General features: G+C 59.1%; 20 protein-coding genes and 1 pseudogene. 12 read left to right on the top strand and 9 right to left on the bottom strand.

The window, feature by feature from the left end; all coding sequences use genetic code 11:
• Nucleotides 1–36 precede the first annotated feature (36 nt).
• The 3 genes from J4E42_RS23885 to J4E42_RS23875 are packed head-to-tail and all read left to right on the top strand — an operon-like array spanning nt 37 to nt 4939.
• Nucleotides 37–1395 carry a TolC family outer membrane protein gene (locus J4E42_RS23885; protein WP_008040966.1) on the top strand — a complete coding sequence of 453 codons (1359 nt, stop codon included), beginning with the start codon at nt 37–39 and terminating at the stop codon, nt 1393–1395.
• A gap of 18 nt (nt 1396–1413) precedes the next feature.
• A complete protein-coding gene (locus J4E42_RS23880; protein WP_008034252.1) occupies nt 1414–3573 on the top strand; it encodes a type I secretion system permease/ATPase in 2160 nt (719 codons plus the stop codon).
• A gap of 10 nt (nt 3574–3583) precedes the next feature.
• Nucleotides 3584–4939: an HlyD family type I secretion periplasmic adaptor subunit gene (locus tag J4E42_RS23875; protein WP_192420866.1), complete on the top strand. Its 1356-nt coding sequence runs from the start codon at nt 3584–3586 to the stop codon at nt 4937–4939.
• Between the two features lie 137 nt (nt 4940–5076).
• Here the strand turns inward: J4E42_RS23875 and J4E42_RS23870 are convergent, their stop codons facing one another.
• A complete protein-coding gene (locus tag J4E42_RS23870; protein WP_207286320.1) occupies nt 5077–5673 on the bottom strand; it encodes a tRNA-uridine aminocarboxypropyltransferase in 597 nt (198 codons plus the stop codon).
• A gap of 4 nt (nt 5674–5677) precedes the next feature.
• Nucleotides 5678–6571 (bottom strand): LysR family transcriptional regulator, encoded by an 894-nt coding sequence (locus J4E42_RS23865; RefSeq protein ID WP_008034255.1) that lies wholly within the window; start codon nt 6569–6571, stop codon nt 5678–5680.
• A gap of 341 nt (nt 6572–6912) precedes the next feature.
• Here J4E42_RS23865 and speB point away from each other — a divergent pair, with 341 nt between their 5' ends.
• The 6 genes and pseudogenes from speB to J4E42_RS29545 form a co-directional block, all read left to right on the top strand.
• Nucleotides 6913–7863 (top strand): agmatinase, encoded by a 951-nt coding sequence (speB, locus tag J4E42_RS23860; RefSeq protein ID WP_008034256.1) that lies wholly within the window; start codon nt 6913–6915, stop codon nt 7861–7863.
• A 9-nt stretch (nt 7864–7872) separates the two neighbouring features.
• Nucleotides 7873–8295, top strand: coding sequence for a nuclear transport factor 2 family protein (locus J4E42_RS23855; protein ID WP_008040968.1), 423 nt, complete (start codon nt 7873–7875; stop codon nt 8293–8295).
• Between the two features lie 54 nt (nt 8296–8349).
• Complete coding sequence (locus J4E42_RS23850; protein WP_008034259.1) at nt 8350–9861, top strand: cytosine permease; 1512 nt, start codon at nt 8350–8352, stop codon at nt 9859–9861.
• 188 nt (nt 9862–10049) lie between these two features.
• Entirely contained in the window at nt 10050–11429 is a 1380-nt protein-coding gene (locus J4E42_RS23845) for a sodium:solute symporter (protein WP_008034261.1), read from the top strand.
• Nucleotides 11430–11514: 85 nt separating this feature from the next.
• Nucleotides 11515–12240 carry an MBL fold metallo-hydrolase gene (locus J4E42_RS23840; RefSeq protein ID WP_207286319.1) on the top strand — a complete coding sequence of 242 codons (726 nt, stop codon included), beginning with the start codon at nt 11515–11517 and terminating at the stop codon, nt 12238–12240.
• Between the two features lie 34 nt (nt 12241–12274).
• A pseudogene (locus J4E42_RS29545) lies at nt 12275–12364 on the top strand (acyl carrier protein); the annotation flags it as partial.
• Nucleotides 12365–12457: 93 nt separating this feature from the next.
• Here the strand turns inward: J4E42_RS29545 and J4E42_RS29540 are convergent.
• The 3 genes from J4E42_RS29540 to J4E42_RS23830 form a co-directional block, all read right to left on the bottom strand.
• Nucleotides 12458–12586: a PA1414 family protein gene (locus J4E42_RS29540; RefSeq protein WP_007914492.1), complete on the bottom strand. Its 129-nt coding sequence runs from the start codon at nt 12584–12586 to the stop codon at nt 12458–12460.
• Nucleotides 12587–12769: 183 nt separating this feature from the next.
• A complete protein-coding gene (locus tag J4E42_RS23835; protein ID WP_008040970.1) occupies nt 12770–13702 on the bottom strand; it encodes a DMT family transporter in 933 nt (310 codons plus the stop codon).
• Nucleotides 13703–13867: 165 nt separating this feature from the next.
• Nucleotides 13868–14704, bottom strand: coding sequence for a S1 RNA-binding domain-containing protein (locus J4E42_RS23830; RefSeq protein ID WP_008034266.1), 837 nt, complete (start codon nt 14702–14704; stop codon nt 13868–13870).
• Nucleotides 14705–15055: 351 nt separating this feature from the next.
• Between J4E42_RS23830 and J4E42_RS23825 the strand changes: the two genes are divergently transcribed.
• Together J4E42_RS23825 and J4E42_RS23820 are read left to right on the top strand one after the other, a co-directional pair.
• Nucleotides 15056–15244, top strand: coding sequence for a hypothetical protein (locus tag J4E42_RS23825; protein ID WP_028621608.1), 189 nt, complete (start codon nt 15056–15058; stop codon nt 15242–15244).
• Nucleotides 15245–15520: 276 nt separating this feature from the next.
• Nucleotides 15521–16390 carry a DUF6279 family lipoprotein gene (locus J4E42_RS23820; protein ID WP_207286318.1) on the top strand — a complete coding sequence of 290 codons (870 nt, stop codon included), beginning with the start codon at nt 15521–15523 and terminating at the stop codon, nt 16388–16390.
• A 124-nt stretch (nt 16391–16514) separates the two neighbouring features.
• Here J4E42_RS23820 and J4E42_RS23815 read toward each other — a convergent pair whose 3' ends face one another.
• Complete coding sequence (locus J4E42_RS23815; protein WP_192225974.1) at nt 16515–16904, bottom strand: transcriptional regulator; 390 nt, start codon at nt 16902–16904, stop codon at nt 16515–16517.
• Nucleotides 16905–17081: 177 nt separating this feature from the next.
• Here J4E42_RS23815 and J4E42_RS23810 point away from each other — a divergent pair, with 177 nt between their 5' ends.
• Nucleotides 17082–17816 carry a thioredoxin family protein gene (locus tag J4E42_RS23810; RefSeq protein ID WP_207286317.1) on the top strand — a complete coding sequence of 245 codons (735 nt, stop codon included), beginning with the start codon at nt 17082–17084 and terminating at the stop codon, nt 17814–17816.
• 144 nt (nt 17817–17960) lie between these two features.
• Here J4E42_RS23810 and J4E42_RS23805 read toward each other — a convergent pair whose 3' ends face one another.
• From J4E42_RS23805 to J4E42_RS23795, 3 genes are all read right to left on the bottom strand, one after another.
• The gene (locus J4E42_RS23805; protein WP_207286316.1) at nt 17961–18380 is read right to left on the bottom strand and encodes a DUF2846 domain-containing protein; all 420 of its coding nucleotides are present in this window, start codon (nt 18378–18380) and stop codon (nt 17961–17963) included.
• 8 nt (nt 18381–18388) lie between these two features.
• Nucleotides 18389–18817: an Sbal_3080 family lipoprotein gene (locus J4E42_RS23800; RefSeq protein ID WP_192225967.1), complete on the bottom strand. Its 429-nt coding sequence runs from the start codon at nt 18815–18817 to the stop codon at nt 18389–18391.
• A 223-nt stretch (nt 18818–19040) separates the two neighbouring features.
• Nucleotides 19041–19601 carry a hypothetical protein gene (locus J4E42_RS23795; protein ID WP_207286315.1) on the bottom strand — a complete coding sequence of 187 codons (561 nt, stop codon included), beginning with the start codon at nt 19599–19601 and terminating at the stop codon, nt 19041–19043.
• Nucleotides 19602–19716: the final 115 nt, after the last annotated feature.

Below are 19716 nucleotides of genomic sequence, written 5' to 3'. Positions count from 1 at the left end.
CTAATAAGCACCATTAGGACTCAGGGAGATGTACCCATGCGCCGATTGAACCCCATCTGCAGTGCGATTCTATTGGCGATGGCCTGTACTTCTCAGGCTCACGCCATGTCACTGACCGAGGCGATCCAGAGCACCATTGCGACCCACCCGGAACTGGCGTCGCGGGTGGACAGCCGTCTGTCGGCCGATGAAGACGTGAAAGTCGCCAAGGGGGGCTTTTATCCTTCCGTGGACCTGAACGCCTCGTACGGGCGCGGGTACAGCGATAACACCAACACCCGGGCCTTCGGCAATCACCACACGGAAATCCTGAATTACACCCAATCGGAACTGCGTCTGCGGCAGATGCTGTTCGATGGCTTCAACACGGCCAACGAAGTCGAGCGCACCAAAGGCGTGGTTAATTCACGGGCCTATTACGCGCAGGGCACTGCACAGGATCTGGCCCTGCGCACCATCGAGGTCTACCTCGAAGTGCTCAAGCGCCGCGAACTGGTGACACTGGCCAAGAACAACCTGCAAGCCCACCTGCGGGTCAACGACCAGATCGGCCTGCGCACCCAGCGCGGGATCGGCAGCACCGCTGACGCCGACCAGTCCGTGGCGCGTCGGGCACTCGCGGAAAACAACCTCGACACCGCCGAAGTCGATCTGGCCGATGCCGAAGCGAATTTCTACGCCGTCACAGGGCGCATGCCCGATGAACTGGAAACGCTACCATCGATTCGCGGCGAATTGCCGGCCACGATCCGGGATGCCCAACAGAGCATGGTCGACAACAACCCGTACCTGAAATCGGCCCAGGCGGATGTGCAATCGGCCGAGAGCCAGTACGAAGTCGCCAAGTCGCCGTTCTACCCACGCTTCGACGCTGAAGCCGCGGTGGGGGCGAATAACAACATCGCCGGTGAAGAAGGCCACGACAACGAATGGCGCGTCGGCGTCGTGATGAACTACAACCTGTTCCGTGGCGGCAGCGACAAGGCGCGACTGGCCTCCGACGCGCACAAGATCAACCAGGCCATGGACATCCGCAACAACGCCCTGCGCCAGCTCAACGAGAACATTCACCTGGCCTGGAACGCCATGGTCAACGCGAAAAAACAAACCCCGACCGCCCGCGAATACGCCGAAACCACCACCCGTGTACGGGCGGCGTATCAGGACCAGTTCGGCCTCGGCCAACGGACCCTGCTTGACGTGCTCGACAGTGAAAACGAACTCTACAACGCCAACCGTCGCTATACCGAAGTGCGCTACACCGAGGAATTCTCGATGTACCGCGTGCTGGCAAACATGGGCCAGTTGCTGAGCAAACAACGCGTGGTACTGCCCGCCGACGCGATTGCCCAGACCGAAGTGAAAAACGAAGCCCGTTTGCCTGAACTGAAGTAGCGTACTGGAGCGAGCAATGTGACCAGCATGGAATCCGGCAACACTGGTGTCGATCCGCGGCTGAGCTTCGATGACCCGCTTCTGGACGGTCTGTTGATTCTCTGCAAACTTCATGGCGCGACGGTCAGTCGTGCCAGCCTGAGTGCCGGGCTGCCAATGGCACACCAACGCCTGAGCCTGGACCTGCTGCCGCGCGCAGCGGCCCGGGCCAGCTTGCAGGCGCGTTTGTTGCGCCGTGAACTGGACGACATTTCTGCGCTCAACCTGCCCGTACTGCTGATCCTCGACAACGGTCGCACCGCCGTGCTGCGTCGCTTTGGCGATGATGGTCGCCTGCTGATTCTGCCGAGCGAAGCCGACGGCGGCGAGCAATGGGTCAGCCGTGAAGAGCTGGCCGAAAGTTATAGTGGCCAGGCCTTGTTCGCCCGGCCACGGCATGAACTCGAAGACCTGCGTTCGCCACTGGTGCCGCGTGTGGAGGCGTGGTTTCGCGACACCTTGAAGCTGTCGAAATGGCTGTACAGCGATGCGATCCTGGCGAGTTTCCTGATCAACCTGCTGGGGCTGATGGTGCCGTTGTTCGTGATGCAGACCTACGACCGAGTGGTGCCGAACCAGGCCACTTCGACCCTGTGGGTGCTTTCCATCGGCTTGCTGATCGGCACCGGTTTCGAGCTGGCATTGCGGGTGGTCCGCGCGCATTTGCTGGACACCGCCGGCAAGAAAACCGACGTGATCCTGTCCGCGACCTTGTTCGAACGCATCACCGGCATGTCGATGAAAGCGCGGCCGGCGACCATCGGTGGTTTTGCCCAGAGCATTCATGACTTCCAGGGCCTGCGCGAATTCCTCACCGCCGTTACGCTGACCAGCCTGATCGACCTGCCCTTCGCCGTGTTGATGCTGGTGGTGATCGGCCTGCTCGGTGGCTGGCTGGTAGTCATTCCGTTGCTGGCGTTTCCGATTACGATCCTGTTCGCAATGGTGATTCAGGTAAGGCTGCGCGACACCGTGCAAAAAAGCCTGACCCTCGGCGCCGAACGCCAGGCGTTGCTGATCGAAACCCTCGGCGGCCTGGAAACCCTCAAGGCCTGCAGCGCCGAAAGCGAGCGCCAGCACAAATGGGAAAGCACCCACGGCGCCCTCACCCGCCTCGACAGCCACGCGCGCAACCTCTCGGCGCTGGCCACCAACGGCACGCTGTTCATCCAGCAGTTCTCCGGCATGGCGACCATCGTCGCCGGGGTCTACAGCATCATCGCCGGCAACCTCAGCGTCGGCGCACTGGTGGCGACCTACATGCTTGGCAGTCGCGTACTCGCACCGCTGGGGCAGATCGCCGGGCTGATCACGCGCTATCAGCAAGCGCAACTGACCATGAAAAGTACCGATGCGCTGATGGGCCTGCCGCAGGAGCGCGATGCGAAACAGCGGCCATTGGAGCGCACGCAACTGCAAGGCGCCCTCGACGTCAGCGGCGTGACCTTTCGCTACAACGGCCAGAATGCACCAGCGCTGGCCAACATCAGTTTCAGCCTCAAACCCGGTGAGCGGGTCGGCATCATCGGTCGCAGCGGTTCGGGCAAAAGCACCCTGGGGCGACTGGTCATGGGGTTCTACGAACCGGAAGAAGGCCAGTTGCTGCTCGATGGCCTGGACCTGCGGCAACTGGACGTCGCCGACCTGCGCCAGCAGATCGGTTATGTCGCCCATGACCTGCCGTTGCTGGCCGGCAGCCTGCGCGACAACCTGACACTCGGCGCACGCTACATCAGCGATGCGCGGATGCTGGAGGTGGCCGAACTGACCGGCGTCACCGAGCTCGCGCGTCAACACCCACAAGGGTTTGACCGGCCCGTCGGCGAACGCGGGCAGTTGCTGTCGGGGGGGCAACGCCAAGCCGTATTGCTGGCCCGCGCCTTGTTGCTCGACCCGCCGATCATGCTGCTCGACGAACCCACCAGCGCCATGGACAACAGCAGCGAAGATGTTTTGCGGCAAAAACTTCACGGTTGGGTCCAGGGCAAAACCTTGCTGCTGGTGACCCACCGCACCTCGATGCTCAGCCTGGTGGATCGGCTGGTGGTGCTCGACAACGGGCGGATCGTCGCCGACGGTCCGAAAGAAGCGGTCATCGATGCACTGCGCAAGGGCCGTGTCGGCTCTGCGGCCGTCTAGGAGTCCGCTCATGTCATCGTCACAAAGCTCACGCGGCTACTTCGACAGCTTCAGCAAAAGCGCCGAAAGCGAGTTCATGCCGGAGACGGCCGGCGCTTCGTTGCAGGATTCACCGCGCTGGTCGCGGATCACCGTGTGGCTCGCCGCTGCGTTGATCATCAGCGCCGTGGTCTGGGCCAAATTCGCCGTGTTGCAGGAAGTCACCATGGGCGAAGGCAAGGCGATTCCGTCGAGCAAGGTGCAGGTGATCCAGAACCTGGAGGGCGGCATCGTCACCGAGATTTTCGTGCGCGAAGGGCAAATGGTGAACAAGGGCGACACGTTGCTGCGCCTGGATGACACGCGGTTTCTGTCGAACAAGGGCGAGAGTGAAGCGGATCGTTATGCCTTGACCGCGCAGGTCGAACGCCTGTCTGCCGAGGCCGAGGGACGGCCGTTCAGTTTGTCGCCGGAGGTAATCGCCAAGGCCCCGCAAGTGGCCGAGGACGAGCGCTCGCTGTACGAACAACGGCAACGCCGGTTGGCCAGCGAGCAACGCACGCTGACCGAACAACTGCGGCAGAAAACCCAGGAACTGGCGGAGTTCCGCTCCAAACAGGGTCAATACAGTTCAAGCCTGGCGTTGCTGCAACAGGAAATGAACATGTCCGCGCCACTGGTGGGCACCGGGGCGGTGTCGCCGGTGGAAATCCTGCGGCTCAAACGCAGCGCAGTGGAGATTCGCGGCTCGCTGAATGCCACGACGCTGGCGATTCCTCGCGCCGAGTCGGCGATCAACGAGATCAAAAGCAAGATCGACGAATCGGAACAATCCTTCCGCTCGGATGCGGCAAAAGAGCTGAATGAGAAACGCACCGAGTTGTCGAAAATCACCGCGTCGAGCATCGCCATCGATGACCGCGTCAGCCGTACGACGGTGGTGTCGCCGGTACACGGGATTATCAAAGTGCTGAAGGTCAACACCATCGGCGGCGTGGTCCAGCCGGGCAGCGATATGGTGGAAATCGTGCCCATCGAAGACAACCTGCTGATCGAAGCCAAGGTGCGCCCGCAAGACGTGGCGTTCCTGCATCCGGGGCAGAAAGCGATGGTCAAGTTCAGTGCGTACGACTACACGATTTATGGTGGGTTGAGTGCCAGGCTTGAGTTGATTGGTGCGGACACGATTACTGACGACAAGGGCAATAGCTTCTATCTGATTCAGGTGCGGACCGATAAAAACCACTTGGGCGGGGATGTGAAACCACTGCTGATCATTCCGGGGATGGTGGCGACGGTGGATATCATTACCGGGGAGAAGAGTGTGCTGGATTATCTGCTGAAACCGGTGTTGAAAGCGCGGACGGAGGCGATGCGGGAAAGGTAGTCTTTGCTGAGATTTTCTTTGATTGTTTTACCGTCATCGCGAGCAGGCTCGCTCCCACAGTGATCGCGTTTCTTCTGGAGGAACCCGGTCAACTGTGGGAGCGAGCCTGCTCGCGATGAGGCCTTCAAGTCCAACGATTATTTCGGACCGTGGTTGCGCTGGAAAACCTCCTCCCCCATCGCCGCAATCTGCCCCTCGATCAACGCCTCGAACGGTTTCAACAACGGCTCGAAACTGACAGGCGCTTCCAGCACCTGCAACGCCTGCACAATCGCCTCCACCGTCGACAACGCCCCCGGCGCCGGCGCCTTGCGCAACCGATAACGCGACACACCGCCATCCGCCAATGTCACTCGGGGCAATGCCGCCAGCAGCGGATTGAGGTGCAGCATTTTGCGCGCCTTGCGCCAGGTGCCGTCCGGAACCACCAACAAGAGTGGCTCATCGTTTGCGGTGTAAGCCTGCATCGGTTGCGCATCATCGGCCGGAAACAATAATCGCGCCTGATAGCCCGGCTGATTCAACAGCGCCGGCAAATCCTCGAACACCTCACCCACAACCAATTCGGCATTGTTCAACCCCAACGCCGCCAGCCTTGCTGTGTTCAGCGCATGGTTCACTTCGCTCGGATGCTGCAGCAGCAACACGCGAGTGCGGCTGTCGAGGCTCGGGATCAATGGGCACAAGCAGTGGGTTTGCGGGCGCAGGCAGCGCGGGCATTGGATTCTGGACATGGTTTCAAGCCTGATTGAGCTGCGCCTTGAGCAGGTCGCGGAAGGTCTGGATCAACGGTTCGCGGCTGCGGCCCCGGCGCATGATCATCGAGAACGGCGCCTGGTAACCAAAGGTCGCCGGCAGCAATACGCGCAAATCACCCTTGTCGGCCCAGGCCTGGGCGTAATGCTCCGGCAGGTAACCGATGTAGGCGCCGGACAGCACCAGAATCAACTGCGCCTCCATACTTTCCACAGTCGCGGCACTGTGCTTGAAGCCGTGGCGCGCCAGTTCGGCCTGGCTCCAATAGCCGCGGCCGACCATGCGCTGCTGGGTGATGACCTGTTCGGGAATGCGCCGCTCGGTGAACAGCGGATGACGGCTGCTGCAATACAGCCAGTGTTGCTCGCGGTACAACGGCATGTAGACCAGCCCGCTCATGCGCGTGGAAAACGCACCGATGGCCAGGTCAAGGCGGTTGTCCTGTACGCCGAGTTGCAGCTCGTACGGGCTCATCACCGACAGGTGCAAATGCACGGCCGGGTGTTCCTGGCTGTAGGCGCCGATGGCTTCGGCGAACGGCAAGGCCTTGTCGCTGACGGTGGAGTCGATGACGCCGAGGTTCAGCGTACCGCGCAGCTCACCTTTCAGCGCCGCCGCGTATTGCTCGAAGCCTTCGAGTTCGCCGAGCAGGCGCAGGGTTTCCTGATGGAACAGCTCGCCTTTGCTGGTCAGGCTGAAACCGCCGCGCCCGCGATGGCACAGCACCAGGCCGAGGGCCGCTTCGAGCTGGCTCATGTAGGTGCTGATCGCCGAGGTCGAGAGGTTGAGCTCTTGCTGGGCGTTGGCAAACCCCTGATGGCGGACCACGCTGACGAAGATGCGTAATAGTTTCAGGTCGGGTAAAGCGTTGGCCATCGAAAGCTCCGATCTTGGGGTAACCCACACGGTTGAAGACAATGAAGATCATTGTGGGAGCGAGCCTGCTCGCGATAGCGGCAGCACAATCAACTCCAATGTTGACTGACCCACCGCCATCGCGAGCAGGCTCGCTCCCACAAGGGGTCACCGTGGCTGGGCGTCTGGCGCGAAGTCTATCCCCCCTCCCGCCATTAGTTTAGAAAAATCTGAACTAAGTATTTGTCCGTAGCGATTCTTCCCGGCCACTACATTTCGCAGAATCGGCCCCTAACGGTGCCCGAGCCTCCCCGGTGCGGTGCAACCGACATAAATAAAACAACGACGATGAGGCCCTACCCGTGGACAAGATTCTTCACCAACCACTGGGCGGCAACGAAATGCCGCGCTTCGGCGGCATCGCCACCATGCTCCGACTCCCCCATGTACCTACCGCTGCCGGCCTGGACGCTGCCTTTATCGGCATCCCACTGGACATCGGTACTTCCCTGCGCCCTGGCACCCGTTTCGGGCCGCGTGAAATCCGCGCCGAATCGGTCATGATCCGCCCGTACAACATGGCCACCGGCGCAGCACCGTTCGACTCGCTGTCGGTTGCCGACATCGGCGACATCGCGATCAACACCTTCAACCTGCTCGACGCCGTGCGGATCATCGAAGAGTCCTACGACAACATCCTTGAACACGATGTGATCCCCCTGACCCTCGGCGGCGACCACACCATCACCCTGCCGATCCTGCGTGCCATCCACAAAAAGCACGGCAAGGTCGGCCTGGTGCACATCGACGCTCACGCCGATGTGAACGATCACATGTTCGGCGAGAAAATCGCCCACGGCACCACCTTCCGTCGCGCCGTCGAAGAAGGTCTTCTGGATTGCGACCGTGTAGTGCAAATTGGCCTGCGCGCTCAGGGCTACACCGCCGATGACTTCAACTGGAGCCGCAATCAGGGCTTCCGTGTGGTTCAGGCCGAAGAATGCTGGCACAAATCCCTGGCCCCCCTGATGGCCGAAGTTCGCGAGAAAGTCGGCGGCGGTCCGGTGTACCTGAGCTTCGATATCGACGGTATCGACCCGGCCTGGGCACCTGGCACCGGCACTCCGGAAATCGGCGGCCTGACCACCATTCAGGCAATCGAGATCGTTCGTGGCTGCCAAGGTCTCGACCTGGTCGGTTGCGACCTGGTAGAAGTCTCGCCCGCTTATGACACCACCGGCAACACCTCGCTGCTGGGCGCCAACCTGCTGTACGAAATGCTCTGCGTACTGCCTGGCGTGGCCCACCGCTGAGGATTGGTCATGAACGAACGTGATCAGGTTCTGCACGCTGCCGCCGATCTGGTGGCAGCCTTTGCCCGTAATGATCGCGAAGCCTACTTCGGCGCCTTCAGCGCCGATGCCAGCTTCGTCTTCTACACCCTCGAGCAGCCTCTGCTGTCGCGCGATGCCTATCAGGCGTTGTGGGACACCTGGCGTGCCGAGGATGGCTTCGAGGTGCTGTCGTGCACCTCGAGCAACGCTTTCGTCAGCCTGCAGGGTGACGTCGCGATTTTCATCCATGACGTGGCCACCGAGCTGCGCATGCAAGGGGAGCAACACTTCAGCCAGGAGCGCGAGACGATTGTTTTCAAGAAACAAGCGTCTGGCCAAGAACAACAAGGCCTATGGCTGGCCTGCCACGAACATTTGTCCGCAATGCCGGAAGGGCTGCCAACCCCTTAGCCAAACAGGTGACGCTCACACACGATGAGCGCGCCTTTATGATCGGAGCAGATCATGAATAACAACAACAACGACCAAAGCCTTACGCACATTGAAACCTACGGGGTCGAACAGATCCCGGACAACGAACGCACCGCAGGCCCGACGGACTTGTTCCGGATGATCTTCGGCGGTTCCAATACCTTTGCCACCGCCGTGCTCGGCAGTTTCCCGGTGCTGTTCGGCCTGTCATTCCAGGCGGGCGTCTGGGCGATTGTGCTGGGCGTGTTGCTGGGTTCGCTGATCCTCGCGCCGATGGGCCTGTTCGGCCCGATCAATGGCACCAACAACGCCGTGTCTTCCGGTGCGCACTTCGGCGTGCACGGGCGGATCGTCGGCTCGTTCCTGTCGTTGTTGACCGCTATCGCCTTCTTCTCGCTCTCGGTGTGGAGTTCGGGTGATGCGCTGATCGGTGGGGCGAAACGCCTGATCGGCCTGCCGGAAACCGACCTGACCCTGGGCCTGGCCTACGGTCTGTTCGCGATCCTGGTACTGACGGTTTGCATCTACGGCTTCCGTTTCCTGCTGTGGGTCAACAAGATCGCGGTGTGGAGCGCCAGCCTGTTGTTCCTGCTGGGCATCTTCGCTTTCGCCGGTCCTTTCGATGTGAACTACGCCGGTACCGTGAGCATGGGCCAACCGGGTTTCTGGGCTGCCTTCATCGGCGCTGCGCTGGTGGCGATGAGCAACCCGATTTCCTTCGGCGCGTTCCTCGGCGACTGGTCGCGTTACATCCCGCGTGAAACCTCCAAGCGCCGGATCATGGCCGCGGTGGTGATCTCGCAGATCGCAACGTTCATCCCGTTCCTGTTCGGCCTCGCCACCGCCACTATCGTAGCGATCAAGGCGCCGGACTACATCGCCGCGAACAACTACGTCGGCGGCCTGCTGGCCGTCTCGCCGAGCTGGTTCTTCCTGCCGGTGTGCCTGATTGCGGTGATCGGCGGCATGTCCACCGGCACCACCTCGCTGTATGGCACCGGGCTGGACATGTCCAGCGTGTTCCCGCGTGTGCTGTCGCGGGTCAAGGCCACGTTGCTGATCGGTGTGATGTCGATTGCCTTCATCTTCATCGGTCGCTTTGCAGCGAACCTGGTACAGAGCGTGTCGACCTTCGCCGTGCTGATCATCACCTGCACCACTCCGTGGATGGTGATCATGATCATCGGCCTGCTGGTACGCCGCGGCTTCTATTGCCCGGATGACCTGCAAGTGTTCACCCGCGGCGAGAAAGGCGGTCGTTACTGGTTCACCCACGGCTGGAACTGGCGTGGGCTGGGTGCCTGGATCCCGAGTGCATTGGTCGGTTTGTGCTTTGTGAACCTGCCGGGGCAATTCGTGGGTGTACTGGGGAACCTGGCGGATGGCATCGACATCAGCCTGCCGGTAACCCTCGGCCTGGCCTCGCTGGTGTACCTGGCGCTGCTGAGCCTGTTCCCGGAATCGGCTGCGGTGTTCGGCCCGAATGATCCACGCAGCAAGAGCACGGATTCGCTCGGTAAACCGGCGTTGCGACAAGCCGCCTGATTAAACGCATTACCTGTGGTTAGGGATGACCTGTAGGAGCGAGGCTTGCCCGCGAAGAACGATGACGCGGTCTGCCTGACTGTCCGCGGCGCTCCTTTCGCGGGCAAGCCTCGCTCCTACAGAGATGGTTTTTCCACAGGGATTGATTTTCGCCTCACCATAAAAAAGACAATCGGAGACACGCCATCATGGCATTGGATTTATTCGTCGTACTCATCTACGCCGCCGCGATGCTGATACTCGGCTACTACGGCATGCGCAAGGCCAAGACCAACGAAGACTTTTTGGTCGCCGGTCGTAACCTCGGTCCGAGCCTGTACATGGGCACCATGGCCGCTACCGTTCTGGGCGGCGCATCTACCGTCGGCACCGTACGCCTGGGCTACGTCCATGGCATTTCCGGTTTCTGGCTCTGCGCGGCTCTCGGTTGCGGGATCGTGGCGCTGAACCTGTTCCTCGCCAAACCGCTGCTGAAACTGAAAATCTACACCGTTACCCAGGTGCTGGAAAAACGCTACAACCCGATGGCCCGCTCCGCGAGCGCGGTGATCATGCTGGCGTATGCACTGATGATCGGCGTGGTTTCGATCCTGGCCATCGGCACCGTGCTGCAAGTGCTGTTCGACCTGCCGTTCTGGCTGTCGGTATTGGTCGGCGGTGGCGTGGTGGTGATTTACTCGGCGATCGGCGGCATGTGGTCCCTGACCCTGACCGACATCGTTCAGTTCGTCATCAAGACGGTGGGCCTGATGTTCATCCTGTTGCCAATCTGCCTGTACCGCGTCGGCGGCTGGGACCAGTTGGTGGCCAAACTGCCGGAGGCGAGCTTCAGCTTCACCACCATCGGCTGGGACACCATCATCACCTACTTCGTGATCTACTTCTTCGGCATCCTGATCGGTCAGGACATCTGGCAACGGGTGTTCACCGTCAAGACCGCCAAGGTCGCGCAATACGCCGGTACTGCCGCAGGCCTCTACTGCATCATCTACGGTCTGGCGTGCGCCCTGATCGGCATGGCCGCTCACGTACTGATCCCGGATCTGGACAACGTCAACAACGCATTCGCCGCCATCGTCAAACTGTCGCTGCCGGACGGTATCCGTGGCCTGGTCATCGCCGCTGCACTGGCCGCCATGATGTCCACCGCCAGCGCAGGCCTGTTGGCTGCCGCCACTACTCTGAGCGAAGACCTGCTACCTAAACTGCGTGGCGGTAAACAGTCGAGCCTGAGCCTGAACCGCCTGGTGACGCTGCTGACCGGTATTGTCGTGCTGGGTATCGCCCTGGTGGTGAACGATGTGATCAGCGCCCTGACCCTGGCCTACAACCTGTTGGTCGGCGGCATGCTGATCCCGCTGATGGGTGCGATTTTCTGGAAACGCGCCACTACCGCCGGCGCCATCGCCAGCATGGGCCTGGGCTTCGCCACTGCGCTGCTGTTCATGGTCAAGGACGGTCTGGATGCCAACACCCCGATCTACTACAGCCTGCTCGCAGGTCTGGTGAGCTTCATTGTGGTGAGCCTGATGTCTCGCCGCCCGGCTGCGGTGGCGAACGCCATCTAAGCTTTCTATAACGACTTGATGCTTTCTTCGACGGGTGTGGCGTCGGTTGCCACACCCGTTTTTTTTCGCCTGGAGAAAACCTTTGATGAAGATTGTTTCTCGCGATCAGTGGTTCGAGGTCAAGCAACTCAGCGACGGCATCCGTCTGATTCACGAGCCTTACATCCGTCCCTTCTACCGCTGCAACCTCTGGCACATTCAGGGCCGCGACAAGGACCTGCTGCTGGACAGCGGCTCCGGTTTGGTGAGCCTGCGCGAGCAACTGCCGTGGATCACCGAACGGCCATTGGTGGCGGTGGCCAGTCACTGCCATTTCGACCACATCGCCGGCCATCACGAATTTGCCGAACGCCTGGTGCATCCCGCCGAGGCCGATATCCTGGCGGCACCTGACGGCGAAAACGATTTGAGCCGGGCATTTGTCGGCGACGATATGTTCGAGGCGCATCCCGATTGCCCGCTGTGCTACGCCGAGTACCGGGTCAAAGCCGCGCCGGCCACGGGAATGATCGAGGAAGGTGACGTGCTGGATCTGGGCAATCGCGTATTGCAGGTGCTACACACGCCGGGACACTCACCGGGTGGCATCAGCCTGTATGAAGCGGCGACCGAAACCCTGTTCAGCGGCGACATCATCTACGACGGGCCGCTGATTGAAGACGCTTACCATTCCAACCTCAACGACTACGCGCGCAGCCTGCAACGCTTGCGTGAGTTGCCGATCCGCACCGTGCATGGCGGGCATTTCGGCAGTTTTTCCGGGGAACATCTGCGCACGATGATTGATGAGTGGCAGCGCTCGCACGGCTGACGCCTGCTGTACTCGACACCAGGGAAAACAACAGGCATTTAGCGCCGAAGAAGAGCGGATGCTCAAAATCGCCAGGACGGCGAATGATCTGAGTCGGTTTTTGATGGAGATCGGGCGACACTGATTTCGCCCGTTTTTTGAATTTACACCTGCTACGCAGCCGAATGCAGCCGTCGACAGCTGCTACAACACGGCTGCGGTGTTCCAGACCTTGACGTTACCGACGACGCTGCTGGCGTCGACGCTGTTCATCGTCAGTGCGAATAGGCACAGGTTGCAGAGGCGGTTCGATCAAACCGAGTGCGACACCCAGGTCATGCAGCCAGTTTTGAATTTTCTCTTTCATGGTGCCCCCTTCAGGGTAGTGCCGAGCGGCTGAAATTCTGTAGCCCCTTCGCACTGATAATAGTCCGAAGTCCTACGAAATGCTCGGCAAAATCCGCAATGATCTGTTACTGAATTGATCAAAATACCTGACCATTAGCTCAGGCAATCGCCTGGGCCTGAATCGACACCCTGGGTAGACCGGTCACTGCTGGCCAAGGGCTTTGCGCAAACGACGGCGCACCCACTGCTCAGCGCTGACAAACGTAATGCCGAGCAGCACCAGCACGGCACCGATGACAAAGTTGAGACTCAGCGCCTCACCCAGCAACACCACACCGAACGTGACACCGAACAACGGCGTCATGAACGAAAACACCGCGAGGTTCGCCGCCAGATACCGGCGCAACAGCCAGAACCACGTCAGGTAGCTGAAAAACGAGACCACCAGCCCCTGGAACAGCACGCTGGCCACGGCCACGGTGGTCAGACTGACGTGGGTAACCTGGCCGCTGAGCATCGCGATCAGCAGCAGGCCGACGAAACCGACAATCAACTGATAGAACAACGTGAGCGTCACCGGCGCTTCCGACAGGCGCGAGGCCCGCACCACGACCGTGGTCGCCCCCCAGGAGGCACCGGCCAATACGCCCAGTGCATCGCCCATCAACATGCGGTGATCGAGGTTGTCCCAGGACACCCCACCGGCAAACGCGATGGCAATCCCGACAAACGCCAGAAAAATCCCCAACCATTGCACCGGTCTTAAACGCTCACTCGGCAACAGCCAGTGCACGCCCAACGCGGTGAAGATTGGCGCGGTGTAAAGGAACACCGACATGTGTGCGGCCGTGGTCAGCTGCAAGCCTTCGGAAATGAAGAAAAATTCCAGTCCAAACAGCGCGCCGGCCAGTAGTCCGCCGCGCCACGTATGGCTGACCTGATCCCAACCGCCCTTCCAGCAGATCAGCAATCCTACAAGCAACGCAGAAATGCCTGACCGACCGGCCGCCTGCATGACTGGCGCGATGTCCGGCGCCGCCCACTTGATCATGACTTGCTGTACGCCCCAGATCAGGCACAACCCGACCATCACTTGCAGGGCAAACCCATCGGCGCTACGCCGGGTGGCGCTCACCGGAACACCTCGACAATACAATCCATGGCAGTGACTCACAGTAGAAAGCAAAGCCCCGACTCAAGGTCGGGGCAAATATTTATGCTGTCGATTATTAACCAGATGGCCAGAAAAAGTAGCCTGTGGGAGACCTTCAAGTCACCACGGACGCCATCTTGCGCGACGTCACTTCAGTTCAATGCGATCGGCATGAATGACGATCTGGCCATTCTTGTACAACGCGCCGATGGCCTTCTTGAAGTTGCCCTTGCTGACACCGAACATGCTGGTGATCACCGCCGGATCGCTCTTGTCGCTCACCGGCAGCGCGCCGTTGTTGTCGCGCAACTTGGCGAGGATCTTCGAGTTCAGGCTGGTGGCGGCTTCTTCACCCACCGGTTGCAGGCTCAGGCTGATCTTGCCGTCGGCACGGACTTCTTTGATAAAGCCCTTCTCTTCTTTACCGGCGCGCATGAACTTGAAGATTTCGTTCTTGTGGATCAAGCCCCAGTGCTTGTTGTTGATGATTGCCTTGAAGCCCATATCGGTGGCTTCGGCAACCAGCAGATCAACTTCCTGGCCAGGGGTGTAGTTGGCCGGGGTCTTGTCCAGGTAACGGTCCAGACGCGCGGTCGCGGTGATGCGACGGGTGTGCTTGTCGAGGTAGACATGCACCACGACGTACTCGCCCGCGGTCATCTGACGCTTTTCTTCGGAAAACGGCAGCAACAGATCCTTCGGCAAGCCCCAATCCAGGAAGACACCGATGCTGTTGACTTCAACGACTTTCAAACTGGCGAATTCACCGACCTGAACTTTCGGCTTTTCGGTAGTTGCGATGAGTTTGTCATCGCTGTCCAGATAAATAAAAACGTTGAGCCAGTCTTCATCTTCGCTGGGAATATCTTTGGGAATATAACGATTAGGCAGAAGGATTTCGCCGTCCGCACCACCGTCCAGATATAAACCGAAGTTAGTGTGTTTAACCACTTGCAAACTGTTGTAACGCCCGACTAAAGCCATTTCCAATACCCTCATTGCGTGGGCGGCATTCTACCCGTTTTTGCAGGCCGCGTTCGGCGCCCGGCCCGGTGGCGCGAGAAAATCCTCTGGGGGCCTTAATTTTCCTGGGGTTTGACAGGCGGGTCTGGCCGCTCGTCAGGCCAACCTGTCGATTCATCTCCCTTCCAGCCAGGCAAAAATCCATTCTTCCCCAACGATGTTCTTATTTAAAACAGCAGCTTAGGGACATAACTCGAATAATAACTTGCGATTAATGGCGCTTTTGTGATGTGTATTTCAGGGGGATATTTGCCAAGCAATTGTCAAGTATTTCCTGTACGATGCGTGGCCAAGTTAATTTTCTACAGGTTAATGGCCGCCATGCGCGTAAAAGCATCCACCAGCAAAGCAAAGCCAGCTCCAGCCGTTGAAACCAGCGAATCGATCAACAATCAGATTGCTGCGTTCCTCAAATCCGGCGGCGAGATCCAGCAAATTGCCAAAGGCGTCAGCGGCCAGACGTTCGGCCCGTCCAAGCAGATTACCTTGGGCAAAAAATAACACCCGCGTTACCTGGTCCCTAAGCGCTTTGAGCTTCGAAGCGCTTGGACTGGAACCCTCCCCCGCAACACCCCGCCAAACCCCATCAATATTTCAAAAATCGACGAACGGCCCTCGATGCCGAGCATTCGCCGGTAGCTCCGCCTATTCCGGGCACAACAGTCAGTGCGATGGCCTGGCCACCTTCAAGGCTGAATGCGCGTTTTATTGATTGGCTGAACTGGCAGGCTCATCCTGCGATCACATGAGAACCTACGCTTTCGCAAGGACTCGCCCATGTCGCGCTGGTTGAAGTGTCTCGCCGTCGTCATCACCCTCAGCCTTGCCCTTGGTGCCTGCAGCCGCATGGGCCTGGCCTATCGCAACCTCGACGTGATCATCCCGTGGACGCTCAGCGATTACCTGGACATGAACGGCGAGCAAAAAGGCTGGTTCAACGAGCGCCTCAAGGAACACCTGAGCTGGCACTGCACCACGCAACTGCCAGGCTATCTCGACTGGCTGGACCGTTTGCAGGTAATGGTCGAAACCAATCAGGTCACCGACGCCGCGCTGCAAACCCGCACCCAGGAAGCCAAACAAGCCATCGCCCAGACCGCCCGGGAAATCACCCCGTCAGCCATCGAGCTGTTGCAGGGGCTGGACGACAAACAAGTCGCGGAAATGAACGAAGCCTTTGCCAAGGACCAGCGCAAACGCCAGCAGGACTACGTAAAACCATCGCTCGTTCAACAGATCAAGGAGCGTAGCGAGCGCATGGAAAAACGTCTGGATGGCTGGATCGGACCGCTGAGCCAGCCCCAACAACAACGGGTCGTTGCCTGGTCAAATGCGTTGGGCGACCAGAACACGCAATGGATTGCCAACCGCGTACATTGGCAGAAACAGTTCAGCGCGGCGGTTGCGCAACGCCAGAGTCCTGGATTCCCACGGCGCATCGAGACGCTTCTGGTGAATCGCGAGAGCTTATGGACAGCCGATTACCGCAAGGCCTACGCCAACACCGAAGCACAAGCACGAAGCCTGTTTGTGGATTTGATGGCCGAAAGCACACCGGCTCAACGCCAGCGGCTGCTGAAAAAAATCGAAGGAGTGCGCAAAGACTTCAACGACTTGAAGTGCCTTAAGGCAGCACAACAGAGCTAAGAACAACACAAAAACAATGTGGGAGCGAGCCTGCTCGCGATGGCGGTGTTTCAGACAACATCGATGTCGACTGACACACCGCCATCGCGAGCAGGCTCGCTCCCACATTGGTAATCGAAGTTCTTCAGGCAATCTGCGCGTGGGACGCCACCTCATCAAACGTCACCTCATCCAGCGCATCGTCCTGCTCATCCAGCACCTGCCGCGGATGATCATTGCCCGGAATGCTGCTGTCGATCAGGCTCAACAACCTCGAACCCCGCATCGTCAGCCTGTAATTCGAACCGGTTCCACCCTGCTCTTCAGGTCGAGGCTCGATGTAGCCACGCGCCAACAGTAACTTTTCATACTCGCCGGCCACCGCTTTCAGGTGATCCAGGTTCTCAGTCTCTTCGCCCTCCATGGCTTTCTCCGCCGCGTACTGCTCGGCATAGGGCCGTGGCGTGAAGCTGGGTGCTGCGTTCTGCACTTCGTGCAGCAGGCGTTCAATCAAATCCCAGTTATAAGTCGTCATCCTGTCCAACCTCCAAAACCCGTGAGTGTGATGGCCTTCATAGCTTGTGACCGACAGTGCTCGCCGCCGTTCAGCGCAGTTCTTTAACGGCGCTGACCGGCGGTATGTCGAATTTGGCATAGGTCAAACGACAAGGTTGTGTCAGTCACCGCCCAGCATTGCGCAGGAGAAAACCCGATGAACGTTCAGAACCATCCGGTCGTGTCGCGAGAAGAATGGCTCGCCGCCCGCAAACAACACCTGGCCCACGAAAAAGCCTTCACCCGGGAACGGGACAAACTCAGCGCCGAACGCCGCGCCCTGCCCTGGGTGAAAATCGACAAGGACTATCACTTCCAGGGCCCCAATGGTGAATTGAAGCTGGCCGACCTGTTCGGCGGTCGCAGCCAACTGGTCATCTACCACTTCATGTTTGCCGACGGTTGGGACGAAGGCTGCCCCGGTTGCTCATTCCTGTCCGACCACATCGACGGCGCCAACCAGCACCTGGCGCATCACGACGTGGCGGTGGTGGCGGTTTCCCACGCCCCCTTCGCCGAATTCCAGGCGTTCAAGCAACGCATGGGCTGGAAATTCGATTGGGTGTCGTCAGAAGGTTGCGACTTTAACTATGACTTTGGCGTCTCGGCCCGAGCTGAAGATGTTGCTGCTGGAAAGGCCACCTACAACTACGAAAAAACTGACGGCGCCGAAGAAGAACTCCCAGGCCTTAGCGTGTTTTATCGCAACGAAGCAGGCGAGATTTTTCACACCTATTCAACTTATGCCCGTGGCCTGGATATGCTGGTCGGCGCCTATAACTACCTCGACCTGACGCCCAAGGGGCGCAACGAAGAGCAGATCATGGAATGGGTAAGGCATCACGACAGGTATGAAGACAAGGTGAATTCGAGCTGCTGCCATGGGGGGTAGACCACACCTTCGCGAACCAGCTTGCTCCCTCAGCGGTCAGGACCGGACACAATGTCCGTGAACACCGCAATTCCTGTAGGAGCAAGCTTGCTCGCGATGACTCACTTACAATCAACGCCGATGCAACTGACACACCGCTTTCGGCTACTTCACCGGTTTATACGAATACCCCTTCACCATGGCTTTCCCGTCCTTGGCATCCCGCACCCGCACCATCTCCGCCGCGTACTCCTGCGTGTATTCAACGAAGTACTCTTTACCTGGCTCGACCGAGAGGGTCAGAAATACGTTTCGGGGATGCGGACGCGGCCCGGCCGATACCTTGTGCAGGCCCGGACTCACCAACACCCAGGAATAGGTCTTGTCATTAAGCCCCACCACCGCACTGTCATTGATGCTGAACACGCTGTCATAAAAGCTGCCTTGAATGACCTGGGTCCGCATCATGTAAACCAACGCCTTGCCCTGAGGTGGCGCCGGTGGCTCGAAATAAGGCTGGCTGGAGCTAGTGTGACCGCAGCCGGCCAACAACAGCATGAGCAACAACGCCGGAATACTTTTCATTACTGCGCTCATTTGTTTTGCCCCAGTAACTGGTTGATCACCGGCCCCATCTTTTCCTCGACCGACGCCACTTTGGACGGATCAAAACCGCCCTCGCCCGTCAGGTGGTATTGCCCGAAACCGATCTGCTGATCGCCCTTGAAGAGCCGGACATTGGCATCGGACAAGTACGGGGAAAAGTCCCAGGAACGAATGGCGGTGTAAGTCAGACGATACTCACAGCTGTCCGGAATGGGCGTCGCGTAAAGCCGACTGTCGATGTTGTGCTTGCGCAACAGCGTCTGCAGGCCATCGACGAAATCGCCCACCACCACTTTCGGGTTCTCTTCGATGCAGAGTTGGGAGATTTTATATTGAGGAGCGACCGGCTCGACTTTGATGTTGGTACAACCGGCCAATACCAGTAGAAGGCTTGCCGTGATGGCTCTGGACAGCATATTCGGTCCCTGAATCCAGAATGATGGCGCAATAATGGCGCATACTGGATCAGCAGAATTTCGGGGTCAATTTACGTCGTTTGACGCGGAGCAGATCGCGGGAAGCTCGCATTTAGGTCCCACGAGAACGACACTGTTCTCAGCAAAAATTGCGCCGCCAATGAAAACGGGCGACCTTTTGGGTCGCCCGTTTTTTATCGCGTGAGCAATAGATGAATCCCTTTCACACCGCAGGTACGCTCGCCACGGGAATACGCTGATCAGGCTGGGTGACATCGTAAACATGCTGTTCGCAATCGGAGCCAATAAACTGGAACTCAACCAGGTAAACCTTGGCTCTTTCCGGGACAAAGGAACTTTGCAGCGGACCGCAGCTATACAAGCCGCCTGCCACCCTGCTATTCGAATATCCCGACACCTGAAACGCCTTATCGGCATCGGCCTGTGCTTCCAACTGCGGGAAGCGTTTAACCGTGGCACTGTTGGCCACTTCGCTGAGTTTGGCGATCCAGCCGAACACCTTGCCCTGGCCCGAATCCACTACAGTTCCAAGCAACTCCATACGCTGGTCAGGATCGGCGGCACGCTTGACTGAAAACTGTACGGGATGGGTGCTGCCTGTAGCTTTCATGATGACCTTGGCGTGCTGTGCATCGACGGTCACCGTGTTCTGGCGCAGTTGAATGCCGTCTTTCAGCAGGCTGGGGGACGAGTCCCTGACGTTGGAATGGCAGCCGGTCAATGCGACAGCCAGGGTCAGTGGTAGCAGTGTAATTTTCTTCACGACGTATAGATTTCCTTATAAACGCGTATTTTTTGACTGATAAGATGACTTACACCAAGTGGCACGTTCTAAACGCTGAACCACTGAACGCAGCGGGGAGATTTTGCAGGGAAAA

The sequence above is a fragment of the Pseudomonas sp. FW300-N2A2 genome (genome assembly GCF_017351735.1).
GTDB classification, from domain to species: Bacteria; Pseudomonadota; Gammaproteobacteria; order Pseudomonadales; family Pseudomonadaceae; genus Aquipseudomonas; species Aquipseudomonas migulae.
The sequence above is the reverse complement of the archived record's forward strand: the minus strand, read 5'-3'. Positions and strand labels throughout refer to the sequence as shown.